The 17,463-nt window shown below is 54.7% G+C and carries 15 protein-coding genes and 1 tRNA gene; 5 read left to right on the top strand and 11 right to left on the bottom strand.

Translation table 11 applies throughout. The features are described 5' to 3' along the window. Positions 1 to 9 precede the first annotated feature (9 nt). Entirely contained in the window at positions 10 to 2,820 is a 2,811-nt protein-coding gene (gene gyrA / locus B2T33_RS13690; protein ID WP_286792333.1) for a DNA gyrase subunit A, read from the bottom strand. Between the two features lie 203 nt (positions 2,821 to 3,023). After that, positions 3,024 to 3,995: a DMT family transporter gene (locus B2T33_RS13685; protein ID WP_286792332.1), complete on the bottom strand. Its 972-nt coding sequence runs from the start codon at positions 3,993 to 3,995 to the stop codon at positions 3,024 to 3,026. 305 nt (positions 3,996 to 4,300) lie between these two features. Here B2T33_RS13685 and B2T33_RS13680 point away from each other — a divergent pair, with 305 nt between their 5' ends. Then, entirely contained in the window at positions 4,301 to 4,522 is a 222-nt protein-coding gene (locus B2T33_RS13680) for a hypothetical protein (protein ID WP_286792331.1), read from the top strand. A gap of 24 nt (positions 4,523 to 4,546) precedes the next feature. Here B2T33_RS13680 and B2T33_RS13675 read toward each other — a convergent pair whose 3' ends face one another. Then, entirely contained in the window at positions 4,547 to 5,425 is an 879-nt protein-coding gene (locus B2T33_RS13675; protein WP_286792330.1) for a DUF547 domain-containing protein, read from the bottom strand. Between the two features lie 133 nt (positions 5,426 to 5,558). Here B2T33_RS13675 and B2T33_RS13670 point away from each other — a divergent pair, with 133 nt between their 5' ends. Continuing rightward, positions 5,559 to 6,446 (top strand): putative metalloprotease CJM1_0395 family protein, encoded by an 888-nt coding sequence (locus B2T33_RS13670; RefSeq protein WP_286792329.1) that lies wholly within the window; start codon positions 5,559 to 5,561, stop codon positions 6,444 to 6,446. Between the two features lie 181 nt (positions 6,447 to 6,627). On the opposite strand, the gene pyrC is transcribed toward B2T33_RS13670, so the two are convergent. The 5 genes from pyrC to B2T33_RS13645 form a co-directional block, all read right to left on the bottom strand. After that, on the bottom strand, positions 6,628 to 7,671 hold the full coding sequence (pyrC, locus tag B2T33_RS13665; RefSeq protein ID WP_286792328.1) for a dihydroorotase: 1,044 nt from the start codon (positions 7,669 to 7,671) through the stop codon (positions 6,628 to 6,630). A 96-nt stretch (positions 7,672 to 7,767) separates the two neighbouring features. Then, the gene (locus B2T33_RS13660; protein WP_286792327.1) at positions 7,768 to 8,322 is read right to left on the bottom strand and encodes a hypothetical protein; all 555 of its coding nucleotides are present in this window, start codon (positions 8,320 to 8,322) and stop codon (positions 7,768 to 7,770) included. Positions 8,323 to 8,451: 129 nt separating this feature from the next. Further along, positions 8,452 to 9,327: a serine hydrolase domain-containing protein gene (locus B2T33_RS13655; RefSeq protein ID WP_286792326.1), complete on the bottom strand. Its 876-nt coding sequence runs from the start codon at positions 9,325 to 9,327 to the stop codon at positions 8,452 to 8,454. A 294-nt stretch (positions 9,328 to 9,621) separates the two neighbouring features. Next, positions 9,622 to 11,802 (bottom strand): tetratricopeptide repeat protein, encoded by a 2,181-nt coding sequence (locus B2T33_RS13650; protein ID WP_286792325.1) that lies wholly within the window; start codon positions 11,800 to 11,802, stop codon positions 9,622 to 9,624. Positions 11,803 to 11,936: 134 nt separating this feature from the next. Next, positions 11,937 to 12,013: transfer RNA gene (locus tag B2T33_RS13645), tRNA-His, on the bottom strand. A 330-nt stretch (positions 12,014 to 12,343) separates the two neighbouring features. Here B2T33_RS13645 and B2T33_RS13640 point away from each other — a divergent pair. Further along, on the top strand, positions 12,344 to 13,345 hold the full coding sequence (locus B2T33_RS13640) for a Gfo/Idh/MocA family protein (protein ID WP_286792324.1): 1,002 nt from the start codon (positions 12,344 to 12,346) through the stop codon (positions 13,343 to 13,345). 65 nt (positions 13,346 to 13,410) lie between these two features. On the opposite strand, the gene B2T33_RS13635 is transcribed toward B2T33_RS13640, so the two are convergent. Beyond that, a complete protein-coding gene (locus B2T33_RS13635) occupies positions 13,411 to 14,280 on the bottom strand; it encodes a LysR family transcriptional regulator (RefSeq protein WP_286792323.1) in 870 nt (289 codons plus the stop codon). A 136-nt stretch (positions 14,281 to 14,416) separates the two neighbouring features. Here B2T33_RS13635 and B2T33_RS13630 point away from each other — a divergent pair, with 136 nt between their 5' ends. Next, positions 14,417 to 14,767 carry a rhodanese-like domain-containing protein gene (locus B2T33_RS13630; RefSeq protein WP_286792322.1) on the top strand — a complete coding sequence of 117 codons (351 nt, stop codon included), beginning with the start codon at positions 14,417 to 14,419 and terminating at the stop codon, positions 14,765 to 14,767. A gap of 101 nt (positions 14,768 to 14,868) precedes the next feature. On the opposite strand, the gene B2T33_RS13625 is transcribed toward B2T33_RS13630, so the two are convergent. Together B2T33_RS13625 and B2T33_RS13620 are read right to left on the bottom strand one after the other, a co-directional pair. Beyond that, complete coding sequence (locus tag B2T33_RS13625; RefSeq protein WP_286792321.1) at positions 14,869 to 15,354, bottom strand: hypothetical protein; 486 nt, start codon at positions 15,352 to 15,354, stop codon at positions 14,869 to 14,871. 164 nt (positions 15,355 to 15,518) lie between these two features. Then, complete coding sequence (locus B2T33_RS13620) at positions 15,519 to 16,691, bottom strand: aminotransferase (protein WP_286792320.1); 1,173 nt, start codon at positions 16,689 to 16,691, stop codon at positions 15,519 to 15,521. 405 nt (positions 16,692 to 17,096) lie between these two features. Between B2T33_RS13620 and B2T33_RS13615 the strand changes: the two genes are divergently transcribed. Continuing rightward, positions 17,097 to 17,435: a P-II family nitrogen regulator gene (locus B2T33_RS13615; RefSeq protein WP_007091888.1), complete on the top strand. Its 339-nt coding sequence runs from the start codon at positions 17,097 to 17,099 to the stop codon at positions 17,433 to 17,435. Positions 17,436 to 17,463 lie beyond the last annotated feature (28 nt).

The following is a 17,463-nucleotide window of genomic DNA, read 5'->3' as shown; positions in this document are numbered from 1 at the left end:
AACTTCCCGTTATTCGTCGCGGTCCGCTTCATCAGATGCCGGTGCCTCAGCCGCATCTTCATCAGATGCTTCCGGGGCCTGGTCGGCGGTTTCAACGGCACCTTCGGCACCCTCGATCACACCTTCCTCGCCATCGATGATCTCATCATCTTCATCACCAAGGTTTGACAGACGTTCGACTGCGACGACCTGTTCGTCTTCGGCAGTACGGAACAGCGTCACACCCTGGGTCTTACGCCCGGCAATACGGATGTCATGGGTCGGCATACGGATGACCTTGCCACCATTGGTGACCATCATCAGCTCGTCACCTTCTTCGATCACGAAGGAGGCAGCAACATTACCGTTACGTTCCGACATCTCGATATTGGCAAAGCCCTGACCACCACGGCCGGTCACGCGATATTCGTAGGCAGACGTCCGTTTGCCATAACCGTTTTCAGTGACCGACAGGATCATCTGATCGCCACTGAGAATTTCCTGATAGCGTTCTTCGGACAGCAGTTCGAGCGGAAGGTTATCAGCCGTGATTTCCTCGCGACGCAACTTGCCGGTGATCGAGAGGTATTCACCGCGCTCTTCCATCGAAACATGGTTGCCAAACAGCACCGACATCGCGATGACTTCGTCCTGATCGGCCAGACGGATGCCACGCACACCAACCGAATTACGGCCGGTAAAGACGCGCACGTCACTGACACGGAAACGAATGCACTTGCCCTGACGGGTTGTCAGAAGGATGTCGTCATCATCGGTACAGGTCTGAACCGCAATCAGCTTGTCACCACGTTCTTCTTCAAGCTTCATGGCGATCTTGCCGTTTGATTTCACATTCACGAAATCGGCAAGGCTGTTACGGCGGACGTTACCGGTCGAGGTGGCAAACATCACATGCAGATTCGGCCATTCTTCCTCATCGGGAAGCGGCAGGACCGTGGTGATATATTCACCTTCTGACAGCGGCAACAGGTTCACAAGCGCCTTGCCGCGTGATTGCGGCGTACCCATCGGCAGGCGCCAGACCTTCATCTTATAGACCATCCCCTCCGAGCTGAAGAACAGAACCGGGGTATGGGTATTGGCAACAAACAGCTTGGAAACGAAATCTTCCTCGCGGGTTGCCATGCCCGAACGGCCTTTACCACCGCGACGCTGTGCGCGATAGGTCGACAGCGGAACACGCTGGATATAGCCGCTGTGCGACACGGTCACGACCATGTCTTCACGGGCAATCAGGTCTTCGATGTCATGTTCGAATTCTGCTTCCTGAATTTCGCTACGACGCGGGTCGGCGAATTCATTGCGCATTTCGGTCAGTTCATCCTTGAGGATGGTCAGCTTGCGCTCACGCGAGGCAAGGATATCAAGGAAGTCCTTGATCTTCTCACCCAACTCGGTCAATTCGCCCGCGATCTTGTCGCGTTCGAGACCGGTCAGGCGATGCAGACGCAGCTCAAGGATCGCACGTGCCTGTGCTTCGGACAGGCGATACATGCCATCGGTCGAACCAACCTGGTTCGGATCGGCAATCAGTTCGATCAGCGGAACAATATCGCCCGCCGCCCAATCACGTTCCATCAGCTGTTCACGCGCAACAGTCGGATCGGCTGCATTACGGATCAGTTTGATGACTTCGTCGATATTCGATACCGCAATACCCAGACCCACCACGACATGGGCACGATCACGCGCCTTTTTCAGAAGGTGGATGGTCCGGCGGGTAATGACTTCTTCGCGGAATTCGACGAAGGCCTGAATGATTTCCTTCAGGTTCATCAGTTCCGGCTTGCCACGGTTCAGCGCCAGCATGTTGACACCAAACGAGGTCTGAAGCGCGGTAAAGCGGAACAGCTGGTTCAGAACCACATCGGCATTGGCATCACGCTTAAGCTCGATCACCATGCGAACGCCCGAACGGTCAGACTCGTCACGCAGATCGGAAATGCCTTCAAGCTTCTTGTCGCGGACCAGTTCGGCGATCTTTTCCATCAGGGTGGCCTTGTTCACCTGATAGGGAACTTCGGTCACGATGATGGCTTCGCGGTTGGCACGGATTTCCTCGACATGGGTACGTGCCCGCATGACGACAGAACCACGGCCGGTCTTGAATGCCGAATGGATGCCCGAACGACCAAGAATAAGGCCACCGGTCGGGAAATCCGGACCATGGACAAATTCCATCAGACCTTCGACGGAAATATTGGGATCATCGACATAGGCCATGCAGCCATCAATGACTTCACCCAGGTTGTGCGGCGGAATGTTGGTTGCCATACCAACCGCAATACCACCGGCACCATTGACCAGCATGTTGGGGAAACGGGCCGGGATAACGGACGGTTCCTTGGTGGTTTCGTCATAGTTATCGCGGAAATCAATCGTATCCTTGTCGATATCATCCAAAAGGAAGTGCGCGGCCTTGGCCATGCGGGCCTCGGTGTAACGCATGGCGGCGGCCTTGTCGCCATCCATGGACCCGAAGTTGCCCTGCCCGTCAATCAGTTGCAGGCGCATGGAGAAATTCTGCGCCATACGGACCATGGCATCGTAAATCGCGCTGTCGCCGTGCGGGTGATATTTACCCATCACGTCCCCGACCACACGGGCCGATTTGCGGAACGGCTTGTTATATTCAAACCCGTTCTCGTGCATGGCGTACAGAATACGACGATGTACCGGCTTCAAACCGTCTCGGACGTCAGGCAGTGCGCGGCTGACGATCACGCTCATCGCGTAATCGAGGTAGCTGCGGCGCATTTCTTGTTCGATGGAAACCGGGAAGATATCGCGGTTCTCGGGATTGGTCTCTTTGGTGGACAAAGGCCGTGACCTCTTAAACGCTTGATCAGAAATGATTCAATCGGCGTGACATACACCTATTTGAAGGCACATGCCGGACCAGAAAGGCGGAAAGTATCAGGTTTGTCCCGCACAAACAATATTGACAAATCCTATCGCGCAAGGTTGGGCAATAAAGTTCAAAATTTCGCGAAAATTCGCGGATTTTCCGGTATATAAAACCGTCACTTCCCGCCCGATTTGTCGCCTTTGGGAACTTCCATCACCGGTGTCATCGGATCAGACTTCAAAACCGTCGCCTCGACATGCTTCGGTTTGCGGCCAAACCGCATCTGTGATGCGGCAATCCCGCCCAGAATGACCGCCAGGGCAATCAATGCATTGGGCTGGGGCACTTCGCCCAGCACGATAAAGCTGATCACCACCCCAACGGCTGGCACCAGATAATTGTTAAACACAAGGAAGCTGGCCCCGGCCACCGCGATCAGTTGTAAAATCAGGAACATGGCAATGCCGGTCGGAAACATGCCGAGATACATGATGGCAAACGCGCCTTCAGGGTCCCAGTCCATTGTCCAGGGCTGATCGACAATCAGGGTAAAGGGCATCAGCATTAAGGCGGCAAATGTCAGGATCACGGCCGTCGATCCGATGCGCGGCTGATCACGCAGATTGCGCGCCACAAGCGACGAGATCGCATAACCGATTGCGGCAACCAGAATGGCCAACTGGAACAGGAACTCGCCCCCCAGCCCGGAAAGTGTTTCCGGCCCGACCAGCACAATCACGCCAATCGTTCCCAAAATCACCCCGACGACCTTGCCGGTCGAAAGCTTTTCATCATGGGTAAAGAAATGCGCCAGAACCACCGTGGTCAGCGGCACAGTCGACATCAGGATCGCGGCCAAACCGGCATCGACCTGTGTTTCGCCAAAACTGATCAAAAAGAACGGGATGGCATTGCCAATCAAGGCGACCATAAAGGTCGAAATCCAGGCACCCCGCCCCTTGGGCAGTTCGGATTTACGAATAGCTGCGAAACACCACAGAACAAGGGCGGCAAAGGACAGACGACCACAGGCCACCACCAGCGGCGAATAGGCATGCACGCCGATTTTGATGAAGGTGAACGAACTTCCCCACATCAATGCCAGCAGCAACAGCAAGCCGTATTCACGAATTCCCGGACGTTTCATTTTCTCAGCCCATTTTTGCCATACTTATTGGGCCTTATCGCGATCACGAACAGACCAGATCAAGCGTTAAGACCCATACGCTTTTTAATCAAGGAAATACCTTTTCACAGATTTTGCCCCAATAACAGCACGCTGCAGGCCGCTGAATGCAGTTTGCGAAATTCTCGCATTGAAGCCCTGCCTTAAGGCAGATCAAAGCGTTTCAGAGATAAAAATGAAAAAAAGTCACCATCGACATAGAATAGTTGTTGCGAATGAATTGCAATTGCATTACATTACGCATAACAAAAAAATCGGGATATGAGATGATGAGTTATGTTGATCAGGAATTGACGGTCGAAGACATGCTTGCCGACCCGATCGTTCAGACATTAATGCGCTATGACGGCGTCTCTGCCAGTGATGTTCGTCACACGATCGAGCAGGTAAATCAGAATCGGCCGGAAAATCCGTTGGATGGCGCACATGCCGACGCATGGGCACCGACCAACCCTGTCAAACCAGGGCTACACAACACGGCGGCGTAACGCACCTTCCCACCTTGGCAGGTGTTATCGGGCGTTCAGGGCCCAGTCATATTCATAGTCGGCGATATCAAGTTCCGTGATATCGCCCAGTGCTTTCGTCAGCTCCGGCCCGGCGAATTTTCTCAGATGCGCGATGAATTCAGCATCACTTTTCCCGAAATCATCCCGATACCAGTCATACAGGCTTGAAAGCACAAACCCGCCATCGGCATTGATGCGCACCGCGCGCGGATGGTTGATGAAATCGCGCGCCGCCTGATCCAGCTGCGCTTCAAGCTTATCCGCATCAAAGGCCTCCGGTGCCAGTGCCGGGCAACCGATCGACGCACAATTGACCACATAATGAATGCGCGCATCGCGCCAGATCGGTCGCAGGATGCGATGTTCGATATCATCAAGGCTAAGTGTTCGGCCCTCGACCGTGATCAGCTTTTTGCCCCATGGGCCAGAAGACAACAACGATGAAAATAACCCAGGCGAGATATCGATATCGCGAATGCTATCGACCGGATAATGATCGAGAACCACCTTGACGGTCAGCGCATTATACAGGTTCACCCAATAGGCAAATTGTTGATCGCGGTTAAGCGCATCGACGCTGACCTTGGTCATGGCATCGACATAGCCCGCGACCATCCCCGCCCCGCCATCACGACTGGCCGCTGCATAATCAAAGCTGGTCACACCGGGCTCATGCTGGATCACGTATCGATCCAGCACCGTCTGCCAATCGCCATGGTCAATCTCGACCGTACTGCTTGGATCATGGGCCTGCCAATCCGGCCATAAATCGGCATCCGGCGCAGCGTGCACGGGGCGCACAGGCGCAACAACCGCGACAGCAATCAGCAAAAGGGACAGGGCAACACTTAACGCACGCATGATCACCAGACCAGATTTCAACAGATTTGATCCCACCTTACCCGCTGCGGGCAAAACCGGCGCATCAAACCGGCGTGATCACTATCATCACGCCCGGTCATCCCCTTGATCGGCTTATATACATTTAACCCCAAGTTGGGTTATACTGGCCGTCATGATACAGGCAGGTGCAATACAGGTTATCCCCGGCAGTGGCGGGCAACTTGGTCAGATTATTGCCACACGCGCCCTGCTCGGCTCCGGGAGCCACCCGCCGACCAACGGGTCGGGCGGAACGATTGCGTCTGCGCCGCAAACATTGCCGGCCGCCGTTGCACTTGTCCCGCTGTCGAGCACCATCGCCGCCACACAAGCACCGGCAACCGGGCCTTCGGCACGGACAGAGCAAGCAACCCCGTCGCAATCCTCCAGCACCGGCGATCGCCAACCGGCACCACCACCCTCACCAGCGCCCGCGCCTGCGCAATCCGCACCGGTCAATAGTGCGGCCTCGGTGGTGACCATCATTCAACAGCTTGATCCACGCGATATCAATGGTGCTGCACCGGACGATGCGAATACACAAAGCCCGACACAGCGCCAGCAGGAAGAACGCGAAGCCACCCCTGAAAATGCACGCCAACCCACCTCAAACCCTGCCCTTCTGACCGCGTCGGAGCGCGAGATTGTGCGCGAACTAAGTGCCCGCGATGCGATTGTCCGGACAGAGGAAGAAAGTCACCAAACTCTTGCCGGGGCCAATGCCGGCATGATCAGCTATAGCTATACCGCAGGCCCCGACGGGCGGCTTTATGCCACCGGCGGCAAAGTCAGCATCCGCCCGATTCAGGGGCTTGATGGTGTGGCAGCCATCGCCAATCAGGCCGCCATTTCGCGTGCGGCATCGGTACCCGGAAGTTCGGCGGCTGATTTCAATGTCGCCAAGGGGGCATCAAAGAACATCTCGGCAATGATCGCCTCACAGGCCAGTGCCGCGGCAGAAAGCTATCGCATGACCCTTGGCCTCAATGCCGCGTCGGGCAAAGTGGATCTCAGCGGTTAGTAGGATCCAAGCCCCCGTCATTCCCGTGCGGAGCCTGTGCCCGCGAAGGCGGGTACGGGAATCCATTATCGGCCACGACATAAAGATCTCGGCCCGTCGCTGCGCGCCGTCCGGAATGACGAACACCCAACGAAAAAAGCGGCCCCGATGGAGCCGCTTTTGTTTTGTCATGCCCTTGCGCTTAGGCGTAATGCCAGAACACATCAAAGCCCGGATTAAACACCGTTACCGGGCCTTCGCCGGTTTCGACCTTCTCGGCGAACTTGGCCGGTTCAGCCCGTTTTTCCAGCGTGATCTGATCACCATTGATTGGCAGGCCGTAATATTGCGGGCCGTGGATCGACGCAAAGCCTTCAAGCTTATCGAGCGCCCCTTCTTCGTCAAACACATGGGCTAAAAGCTGCACGGTGTTGTTGGCGGTAAAGATCCCGGCACAGCCACACGGGCTTTCCTTGCGCTCGTCGGTATGCGGCGCTGAGTCTGTTCCAAGGAAGAAACGCACATCACCCGATGTGGCTGCTGCCCGCAGAGCCAAGCGGTGCTTTTCACGCTTGGCCACTGGCAGGCAATACATATGCGGATGAATGCCGCCGACCAGAATGGCATTGCGGTTAATGATCAAGTGGTGCGTCGTGATCGTCGCGCCCAAATTCTTGTCATTGGCTTTGACATATTCGACACCGTCTTCGGTCGTGATGTGCTCCATCACAACGCGCAGTTCCGGCAACCGCTTGCGCAGCGGATCCAGAACCCGGTCGATAAACACCGCTTCACGGTCAAAGATATCAATATCGGGATCGGTCACTTCGCCGTGTACACACAGCGGAATGCCAAGCTCTGCCATCCGCTCCAGCGCTGGCATCGCATTATCAAAATTGCGCACGCCGCTGTCAGAGTTGGTGGTGGCGCCTGCCGGATAAAGCTTCAGCGCTGTGATCACCCCGGCCTTGTAGCCTTCCTCGATATCATCGGGATTGCTGCCCTCGGTCAGATAAAGCGTCATAAGCGGCGTGAAATCATGACCCGACGGGATGGCCGCCGTAATCCGGTCGCGATAGGCCACCGCATCAGCCGTCTTGACCACCGGCGGCACCAGATTGGGCATGATGATCGCGCGGGCAAAATGCTCGGACGTCTCGCCAATCACACCTTTAAGCATCTCGCCATCACGCAAATGCAAATGCCAGTCATCGGGACGGCGAAGGGTAATGCGATTGGTCGACATGCGGCGATCTCCTGGCAAGCAATGAACCCGTTTGGGAAATATGGAGCGTTACCTAGCAGATTGGCGCGGAATTGGGAATGTTAAAGCTGGCTCCCCTCAACGTCCCCTATCTAGGTACGCCAACAGATTTAGAACAGACTCCCTCGCAGGCGTTCCAAGTTCATCCTCCCATACGTGTTCTGTTGCCACAGCCAAGAGCTTGCTGCGAACCACTCTAACTTCATCGTCTAGTTTTTCTGTGAATATCGCTTCTGGAATTTGCGGCATTTGCTCCAACAAGTTCTTTGCCGCGATTTGAAGCTGCGCAAGGAGATCGCGATCTTCAACAATAGAGTCCGCAATCAATTTGTGGGGAATATTGCTGGTATAAGCTAAGAAAACTTCGGCCGCATCTCTTAACCTCGACTTGTAAATCATTTTTTGCTTACGTTGCGTCACTCTGTACGGTGTTACTGCCCCAACGTAGGCGATGAATGCGCCCACTACAGCCAACATTCCAGCCAACAACGTTTCCCATTGCAGCCTTTGAGTTTCACTGGGAGCAATAGAACTCCATGCCTGAATTTTGAAAAACTCAAAGAAGCCATTGGACAGGAACCCAAAAGCAACAAGCAGAACAGCAAAACCAATTTTTTCCGAAATTTTTAACAAGCTACCACCACCGAATTAGTTCGACAAACACAGGGTAAGGCAGTTTGTATAAAACTGTAATAAGTTATCCTGAAACGCGAAAAGACCAGACATCTTTGCCGACCTTTTATATTCCCTTTGTCGCTCTCGTTAGGTCAGTGAAAGCACAGGCCCCTCAAGCAGATCCATCAGTTGCCCAAAATATCCGCCTGAGCGTGCGGGCGAGGTCGGATCAGAGGTAATCGCCAACGCCAGGCCCTTTTCCGGATGTGCTGCGATGATCTGGCCGCCATAGCCGCGTGCGATAATGAAGCCGCTGCGGCTCAGGAACCAGCCATAACCATAAGCAAGACCCGAATAAGGTGATCGCGTGTGGGCTTGGGTGGATTGGTCTATCCAGTCGGCCGGAATGATCTGGTCGCCATCAAACCGGCCTTGATCCCGCATCAGGGTCGCAATGCGCAACATCCCGCGCGGTGTCATCGCCATCTGGTTCCCGCCGAAATAATAGCCTTGCGGATCCTGTGTCCAAGCCGGAATTTCAATGCCAAGTGGCTGGCCAAGGACAGCGCGCGCCTGTTCCAGCAGGCTTTTTCCTGTCGCAACCGTTAGCACCGCACCAAGGATATGCGTGGTGCCGGTGGAATAGATCATCCGCCCGCCGGGTGTGGCGACCATCGGTCGGCGCAGCGCAAAGGAAACCCAGTTATCGGAATTAACCCACGCGCCGTAGTTACGCCCTGATGTGCCCTCAAGCCCGGCCCTGAGCGTCACCAGATCTTCGACGGTCAGATCTTCCACCCCGGGGGTGGCATTCGAGGGCATGATAGACGGCGCGATTTCGCCGATGGTGGCGTTGACCGAGGGGATCGCGCCTTCCGCGATCGCGTTGCCCGTCAGCAGACCAATGATGCTTTTCGAGCAGGACTTGATGTTCGCAACCCGATCCAATCCCGGCCCGCGTGGCGCTTCGGCGACGATGATCTCGTCCCCGCGTTGGACTAGGATCGCATGAAGCTGGGACATGTTCGCAATTCGCGAACGGATGTCGCTTGGTGTTTGTGCGAAGGCCCTGGCCACAAAGGGAGTGGCCATAGCCCCCAGAAGGGTTACTGAGAAGGCACGGCGGGTCAGCATCGGGTGGGGTCTGTCGCTCGGCATATCCATCAGTCCTTGGCGGTCGGGATCACATGCGCACTCACCCTTCCAGCCAAGCAAGCCAGAAGAGATATTCCTTATCTGGAATTAATTCGTCAGGAATGTGACATCGGATCACAATCGGACAAGCCCCCGGCCAGGAGCCAGGGTCAGGGTCAGGACCTAGACACTCACGGCAATATCCGAAAGAGCCTCTCCTGCCAGTCTTTGCGCAAAAGCACGCTCCAGCCCCTGCTCAAATCCGCGCGTGTAGCCCTCGGTATCAAACAGCGGTTTGGTCTGGCGGTTGGTGGCAAGTTTGGTGCGGATATCGGACAGCATGTCCGGGTTTTGCGCGAGCTTGAGGATGAGCTCCTCATAAGCCTCTGGCGTCTCGGTGATCAGTTCCGGCAGGCCGACCGCCGACAGCAGGCTGGCGGCAACACGGGCGGCAAACTGTTTACCGGCCCGTGTCACCACCGGCAATCCGGCCCACAGCGCGTCGCTGGCTGTGGTATGGGCGTTGACATGGAAAGTATCGATAAACAGATCGGCGTGACGAAGGCGCGCGAGATGTTCGGATTGCGGCATGTAACCGGCAAAGATCAAACGATCACCCGAGATACCCTGCTTTTCGGCAGCCGCCCGCAAATTGGCCTTGGCAACATCATTATTGCACCAAAGCCAGAGCACGCTGCCCTCCACCTTCGCCATCACCCGCATCCAGATGGCAAATTCGGTTGGCATGATTTTGTAATTGTTGTTGAGACAACAGAAGACAAAACCGTCTTCAGGCAGGCCAAGCTCAGCCCGCGCCATCGCCTTTGTCGAAATCTCGCGGGTATTGTCATTGGGCTGATAGCAATCGGGAAGATAAATGATCTTCTCATGATAACCGCCGCGCTGTTCGGGCGGAATGACGACCGGGTCGGCCACAATATAATCGATGAAATCGCATCCAAGCGTGCCGGGATAGCCAAGATAACTGACTTGCAGCGGTGCCAGGCGGGCGGCAAACGGCTCCAGCCGGCTATCGCGGGTATAGCCCTTAAGATCAATGGCGATATCAAGGTTTTGCGCCCGCGCAAGCGTGATCAGATCGCCGTCGGACATATCGCGCACATCAAAGAACTGATCAACGTTATCAAGCACCTGATCACGCTGTGCACCATCCTTGTTCTTGCCGTAGCTGAACACGAAGATTTCGAACTTTGATCTGTCATGATGACGCAAAATGCCTGCCATCAGGAACATGGTCGCATGATCATGAAAATCTGCCGAGAAATAGCCGAGCCGGATTTTGCGACCCTCTGGCGAAGTTGGCTTGATCGTTGAAACCGAGGCTGCTGGCGGCAACAGGCTTTTGGCAAAGTTGCGCGACCGGGCAAGCTGATGAGCCGGGTTATCTTCAAACGGCAGAAGCGGAAATGGCAGCGCCGCATCGCCGGTGATGCCAAGCTGAGCAGCATGTTGCGCAAACAGATCACACGCCCGCCAGTCGCACAGATGGCTTTGTTCGCGCAATTGTTCGACCATGGCCGGGACATAGCCCGGCTTGACCGCCAGTGCACGTTGATAGGCCTCGACCGCCTCTGGCAGGGATTTAAGGGCGGCCATGGTTTGACCAAGCCCGTACCAGGCCTCGGCCAGTTTTGGCTGCAGCTTAAGCGTCTTGAAATATTGCTGCTTGGCGTCTTCAAGCAGGTCACGTTCGCGCAGCGTATTGGCAAGGTTATAGTGCGCATCGACGTAATCGGGTTTGCGCGCAATCGCATTGAGGTAACAGGCTTGCGCCTCTGCAAGCTTGCCGGCACTTTTAAGGATATTGCCCAGATTGTTATGCGCCTCGGCAAATTCGGGGGTGCGCGCGATCACTGCGCGATAGCATTCCTCGGCCTCATCGAGTTTGCCCAGACGTTCCAGAATGACACCAAGGTTGCTTTTGGCGGCCACCATATCGGGCTGCAAGCGGACAACGTTTCGCAAGGCCTGCTCGGCATCGGAAAGCAGGTTCAGATTGCTGCTGACCGCGGCACGGAAATTCCAAAGCTTGCCGGAATTGCCATACTGACCCAAAAGCTGGCCTGTCATGGCATGCACATCTTGCAAACGACCGGCCTGATAAGCTTGCGAGAGTTTGGCAAACACCTCGGCCGGTGGCTCGGTGGCACCAGACGCACCAACCTTTGCAGGTGCCGCAACCTTGACCGGGCCGCTGAGTTCGGCAAGGGCCGTTTTGACGCGTTCGTTTTTGGGGTAATCGGCAAGGATGGCTTCATAAAGGGCGCGCGCCTCGGCCATTTCGCCTTTACGCATATGCGCCTTTGCGCGCTTCATTGCCTGATCAACTTTGAGCTTCGCCATGCCGCCCCATATCGCCCCGAACATTGATATTTTCGGGCAGTCTAGTCGATCACCCGTCAAAGGCAACCGGGGCTGCGGCAAAAAGGCGCACAAAAGACAAAAGGCCAGGCATTTCTGCCTGACCTTTTCACAAATGGGGCGAGTGATGGGACTTGAACCCACGGCCCCCAGTGCCACAAACTGGTGCTCTAACCACCTGAGCTACACCCGCCATCGTGTGGCGCGGTTTATATGGCCCGAGGCCCCCAACGTCAAGCGCATATTTTCAATTTTTTAGCCCGATTTCCGCCAAGTTGTTCAAAGCACCGATTTTTGCGGGCTTGAGCATTCTGTGGCGATCAAACACACACCATTGATAACACAAATCCCGCCTCCTACCCATCAGGGCAACTTGCATGTAAATACAAATGACTTAATTAATCTGGTTCAATAACAGGCTATTGCCACAAATGCAGGTTACCAAGACACCATATATAAAGGGTTGCTTGCCTGTCTTGGCATGGAAACGGCCAAATAATAGAAAAACAGACGGAGTATCGGAATGAAGTGGGGCATCCTTAGCACCGCCAAGATCGGCACGGAAAAGGTCATCCCGGCCATGCAGGAAAGTGATCAGCTTGAAATCCTGGCGATTGCCGGTCGTGATCTTGAAAAGACCCGTGAGGTCGCTGAAAACATGCGCATTCCGCGCGCCTATGGTTCGTATGAAGAACTGCTGGCTGATCCGTCAATCGAGGCGATCTATAATCCCCTGCCCAACCATTTGCATGTCGAATGGACGATCAAGGCGCTTGAGGCCGGAAAGCATGTGCTGTGTGAAAAGCCGATCGGCCTTGATACCGAAGATGCCAAACGCCTGATCGCAGCCCGCGACAAAAGCGGCAAGCAAGTGCTTGAGGCCTTTATGGTCCGCCATCATCCGCAATGGCTTGAAGCCCGCAAGATCGTCGAAAGCGGTCAGATCGGCACACTCACCACGGTGCAAAGCATCTTTACCTATTTCAATGCCGATCCGAACAATGTCCGCAATAAAAAGGACATTGGTGGCGGCGGATTGCTTGATATCGGGTGCTATTGCATTGTCGGACCGCGCTTTATCACCGGCAAGGAGCCCGTCCGCGTGGTGTCGCTGATGGACAAGGACCCGAAATTCGGAACCGACCGTTTGGTATCTGGCATGCTTGATTTCGGATCCGGCCTGCAGGCAAGCTTTGTGTGCGGCACACAATCCGCCGCGGTACAGCGTGTGCATATTCTGGGCACCGAGGGCCGGATTGAAATCCTGATGCCGTTCAATCCCGTGCCGGAAAACGAAGCCCTGATTCGCGTCGCGGGCCAGAAACAACCAGGCTTTGACGAAGCACGCGAAATCAAATTTCCGGTTTGCAACCACTACACCCTGCAGGGTGAGGCAGCCACCGCGATCTTCAAGGGTGACAGCCCGATCGATTACCCAATCGAGGACGCAATTGCCAATATGCAGATTCTGGATGCATTTGCCCGCTCTGCCAAAACCGGCAGCTGGGAAATGGTCAAATCCTGATCATTCTTTTTACCGATATTCAAATGCACGAAAAGCCGGGGAAACCCGGCTTTTTCTTTGCGCACTCACGCGCCGGCAAACACGGCCGATTTGGCTTTGAGCCGCGGAAACATAAAGTCATTGAAGGCCCGAACGCGCGGTACAGCCCTGAGATCGCGGTGCATCAGCATCCAAAGATCATTATCAAGCCCGTCAATCGCATCACCAAGGACCGCGATATTGTCAAATGCCCCGGCAAGAAACACCGGCAGCACCGCATAACCCGCCCCGGCATTGACCAGCCGCGCCACATTCAAAAGTGAATTGCTGCGCATCGCGACATGCTGATCGTGAAAATGTTTGTCGCGCCACTGGGCGGCCTTGATATGGGCAAGACTTTCATCACAGGTGATCCATGGCGCATCGCCATTCTTGGGATCACCCATGCCCTTTGCGGCACAAACCACCGACCGGATCGGGGCAATTTGCCGCCCGACCAGATTTTCATTCGGCGCATTGCTGGGCCGGATGGCGATGTCTGCATCGTGACGGTTGAGATCATAAAACCGGTTATCGGTCACGACCTGTATGGTGATTTCGGGATAGGCCTGCGCAAACGCCGCAAGATCATCTGCCAGCACGGCATGAAGCAGCGTATCGGTCGTGGTCAGGCGCACTGTGCCTGACGGGCGGATATCCTGTCCGGCCAGGGTTCGGGCAAGCACGGCCATTTCGGCTTCAAGCTTTTCGGCGGTTTCGATGGCCGCCAATCCCGCTGGCGTTGGTTGATAGTCACCTTGCTGTCGCTCAAACAGCTTGACACCGATGCGACTTTCAATATCAGCCATGCGGCGAAACAGCGTGGAATGATGAATGCCGGTTTGTCTGGCCGCCTGCGTGATGCTGCGCGCCCGCCCCACCGCCAGCACCAGTTTCAAATCATCCCATTCCAGCATGTGACATCCTCCGAACGCGCCATCTGATTATTCGCATTATGGCACATACTATTCGATATATCGCAAATTTACTTCGCATGGATGCACATCGATAATGATCCCATCAACCAACGATATTTCTGATGGAGATTGGAAAATGACCAGAACCATTACCCGTGACGAGCTTAAGGCCGCCCTTGGCACCGCCAATGCCCCGACCCTGATCGAAGCGCTTCCGGCGCAGTATTATGTTGATGCCCACCTGCCCGGTGCGATCAACATTCCCCATGATGCGATTGATGAGGGCATCAAACAGATCCTGCCCGATCTGGATGCACCGATTGTTGTCTATTGCGCCAGCGGCCCGTGCAAGAATTCCGGCATTGCCCAGATGGCACTGACCAAGCTTGGCTACAGCAATGTGCGCGATTATCATGAAGGCAAGAATGACTGGCGCGAAGCGGGCCTGCCGCTTCAGGGACAGGGCGCACTTGAAAAAACCGTGTAACGCATAATTCCCAACTGCGTCACCAAAACGGGCCGACACTTTCATGTCGGCCCGTTGTATTTTCATTAATCAAACCGTGAACTTGCGAGTTATGACACAAGTCAGTTCACGAACCCTTGCAACCAACGCCCCCAAACAATCAAGAACCGATGAAAGTCAGCCAGAGACAGCCGAAGAATCTGACTACCCGCTCCTCTACGCAAATCGCATACGAAAGCTAAATAGGACGCAGGTCCATCGTAGCTAGTTCTCCCATACTCATCGAGATACGCTACGTTTCCATGCGCTAAAGAATGGCGAAAACACTCTGCCACATCCCCCAGCGTCAGCTCATTCTTAGCATCAATGGCAGCTTGCTCATTTAACGCAACCTCTACGAACTCAGGAAGCCCATTAGGAACCAAGAAAATTCGAGGTTTCTTGTGCTCAGTTTTGTAGTAGGCCCAATTTCCGCAGTGTATCCAATCGACATCACTCATATTTAATTTCATGGCGCGACGGAACTCAGACACTGCTTCACGATCTATAACGATCTCTCGAGCACGATCATGCTTTAGATCAAAACGCTCAAACGGCAGAATGATCATAGGCATTGCCATGGACAAAAGAAATGTAGCCGTCAGACTTCCTCTTCCATCATCAGCCTTCAGGCTCTTCTCAACGATAGGATACAAACCTTCGAGAAGAGTTAGTCCGCGCGCGGGGATCTCAGCTCCATAGACTTTTGGTATCCCCGCGGCGCTCTCCTAATTTAACGAGCAAAGGCCTTTTTCATGCGCGCAATCGCCTCGGCCATTTTGGCTTCGTCCTTGCAGAAGCAGAACCGCACAAAGTTGCGCACGCCACCATCTTCGCCCTGATAGAAGGCCGATACCGGGATTGCGACCACACCGGCTTCCTTGATCATGATCTGGCAGAACTCGACATCGTCGCAATCATAGCCAAGCGGTCGGAAATCGCAGGTGATGAAATAGGTGCCTTGCGAATCAAGGACGTCAAACCCGACCTCCTTAAGCCCCTTCATAAGGTAATCACGCTTGGCCTGCATTTCGGCGGTGAAGTTTTCGAAATAGGCGTCATCCTTGTTCAGCCCATAGGCCACACCATGTTGCAGGTCCGGTGCGACGGTAAAGACAAGGAACTGATGCGCCTTCTTGATCGGCTCCATCAGCTTTGCACAAGCCGTAATATAGCCAATCTTCCAGCCGGTCAGCGAGAAGGTCTTGCCCGCCGATCCGATGCGCACGGTGCGCTCATGCATGCCTGGGAACGTCATCAACGGTTTGTGTTTGCGCCCGTCAAAGACCAGGTGTTCATAAACCTCGTCACAGAGCGCAATCACATCATGCTTGATGCACAGATCGGCAATGAATTGCAGCTCATCATCGCCGTAAACCTTCGAGCACGGGTTCTGCGGCGAATTCAGCAGGATCAGCTTGGTCTTTTCCGAAAAGGCCGCCGCCAGTTCTTCGCGTGGCAGTTCCCAATGCGGCGGGGTAACGCGCACCAGTTTGGGAATGCCGCCCGCCAGCTTCACCATCGGAAGGTAGCTGTCATAAAGCGGTTCGATCAGGATGACTTCATCACCGGGCGCGACCAGACCAAGAATGACGTCAGCCAACCCCTCGGTCGCACCGACCGAAACCAGCACTTCTTTTTTTGGATCAACCTCGATGCCATAAAACCGCTTGTTATGGTCTGCAACGGCCTGAAGCAGCTCGGGCACACCTGCCAGCGGCGGATACTGGTTGGACAGCTCCATCGTCGCCTTGGCGGCGGCTTCGCGAATATCAGCCGGGCCATCTTCATCCGGCGCACCCTGCCCCAGATTGATGGCCTTATGTTTCTGGGCCAGTTCGTTCATCACTTCGAAGATCGTGATCCCGCCCGAAGCGAAAAGCGGATTGCCGACGAATTCGGTCATGAGGCGTCCTTTATATTATGGTCGTTCACCGGATGGTGGCCCCCGGTCGTATCATGGTCAGTCGAGTCCCTGTCATCGGGTATAATTTTTGTGCCCGACAACACCCTTGCATAGCAAATCCTGTCGCATGATGGCCCCGGAATGGCAAGCCCGGAGAGGTTTGAACGGGCCTGCCTGCCTTCTAAACAGGGCGTTTGCATATTTTTTGAACATCTTGCCTAAAACACAGTCACCAGCAAACCAGAAAATCTTAAAAATTTCATGGGTTTTGCTGGGTTTTCGCACAGAGAATCCTTAGAATGCCGTTGCTGGTGAAAACTGGCATGGTCCGTGCAATAGTCAGCGGGCGAAGCATTACGCTTTACAGAGTTCAACGCAACTCTCGCCAAAAAGCAGAGGGCGCTAATGAAAAAAATTGAAGCCATCATCAAGCCGTTCAAGCTTGACGAGGTAAAAGAGGCCCTTCAAGAGATTGGTCTCAAAGGGATTACCGTCACCGAAGCCAAAGGTTTCGGACGTCAGAAAGGTCATACGGAGCTGTATCGCGGCGCCGAGTACGTTGTGGACTTTCTGCCGAAGGTAAAGCTGGAAATCGTCGTCGAGGACACGCTGGTAGAGCGTGCGATTGAGGCAATCCAGCAAGCCGCTCATACCGGGCGTATCGGCGACGGTAAAATTTTCGTTTCCTCACTTGAGGACGCGATCCGTATTCGTACTGGTGAACGGGGTAACGACGCGATCTGATCGGTCACGCCTTTCGTTGAACACCATA

The sequence above is a fragment of the Thalassospira sp. UBA4513 genome, assembly GCF_002388495.1.
GTDB lineage: Bacteria > Pseudomonadota > Alphaproteobacteria > Rhodospirillales > Thalassospiraceae > Thalassospira > Thalassospira tepidiphila.
Note: the sequence above shows the minus strand (reverse complement) of the source record. Positions and strands in the feature narration are given on the sequence as shown.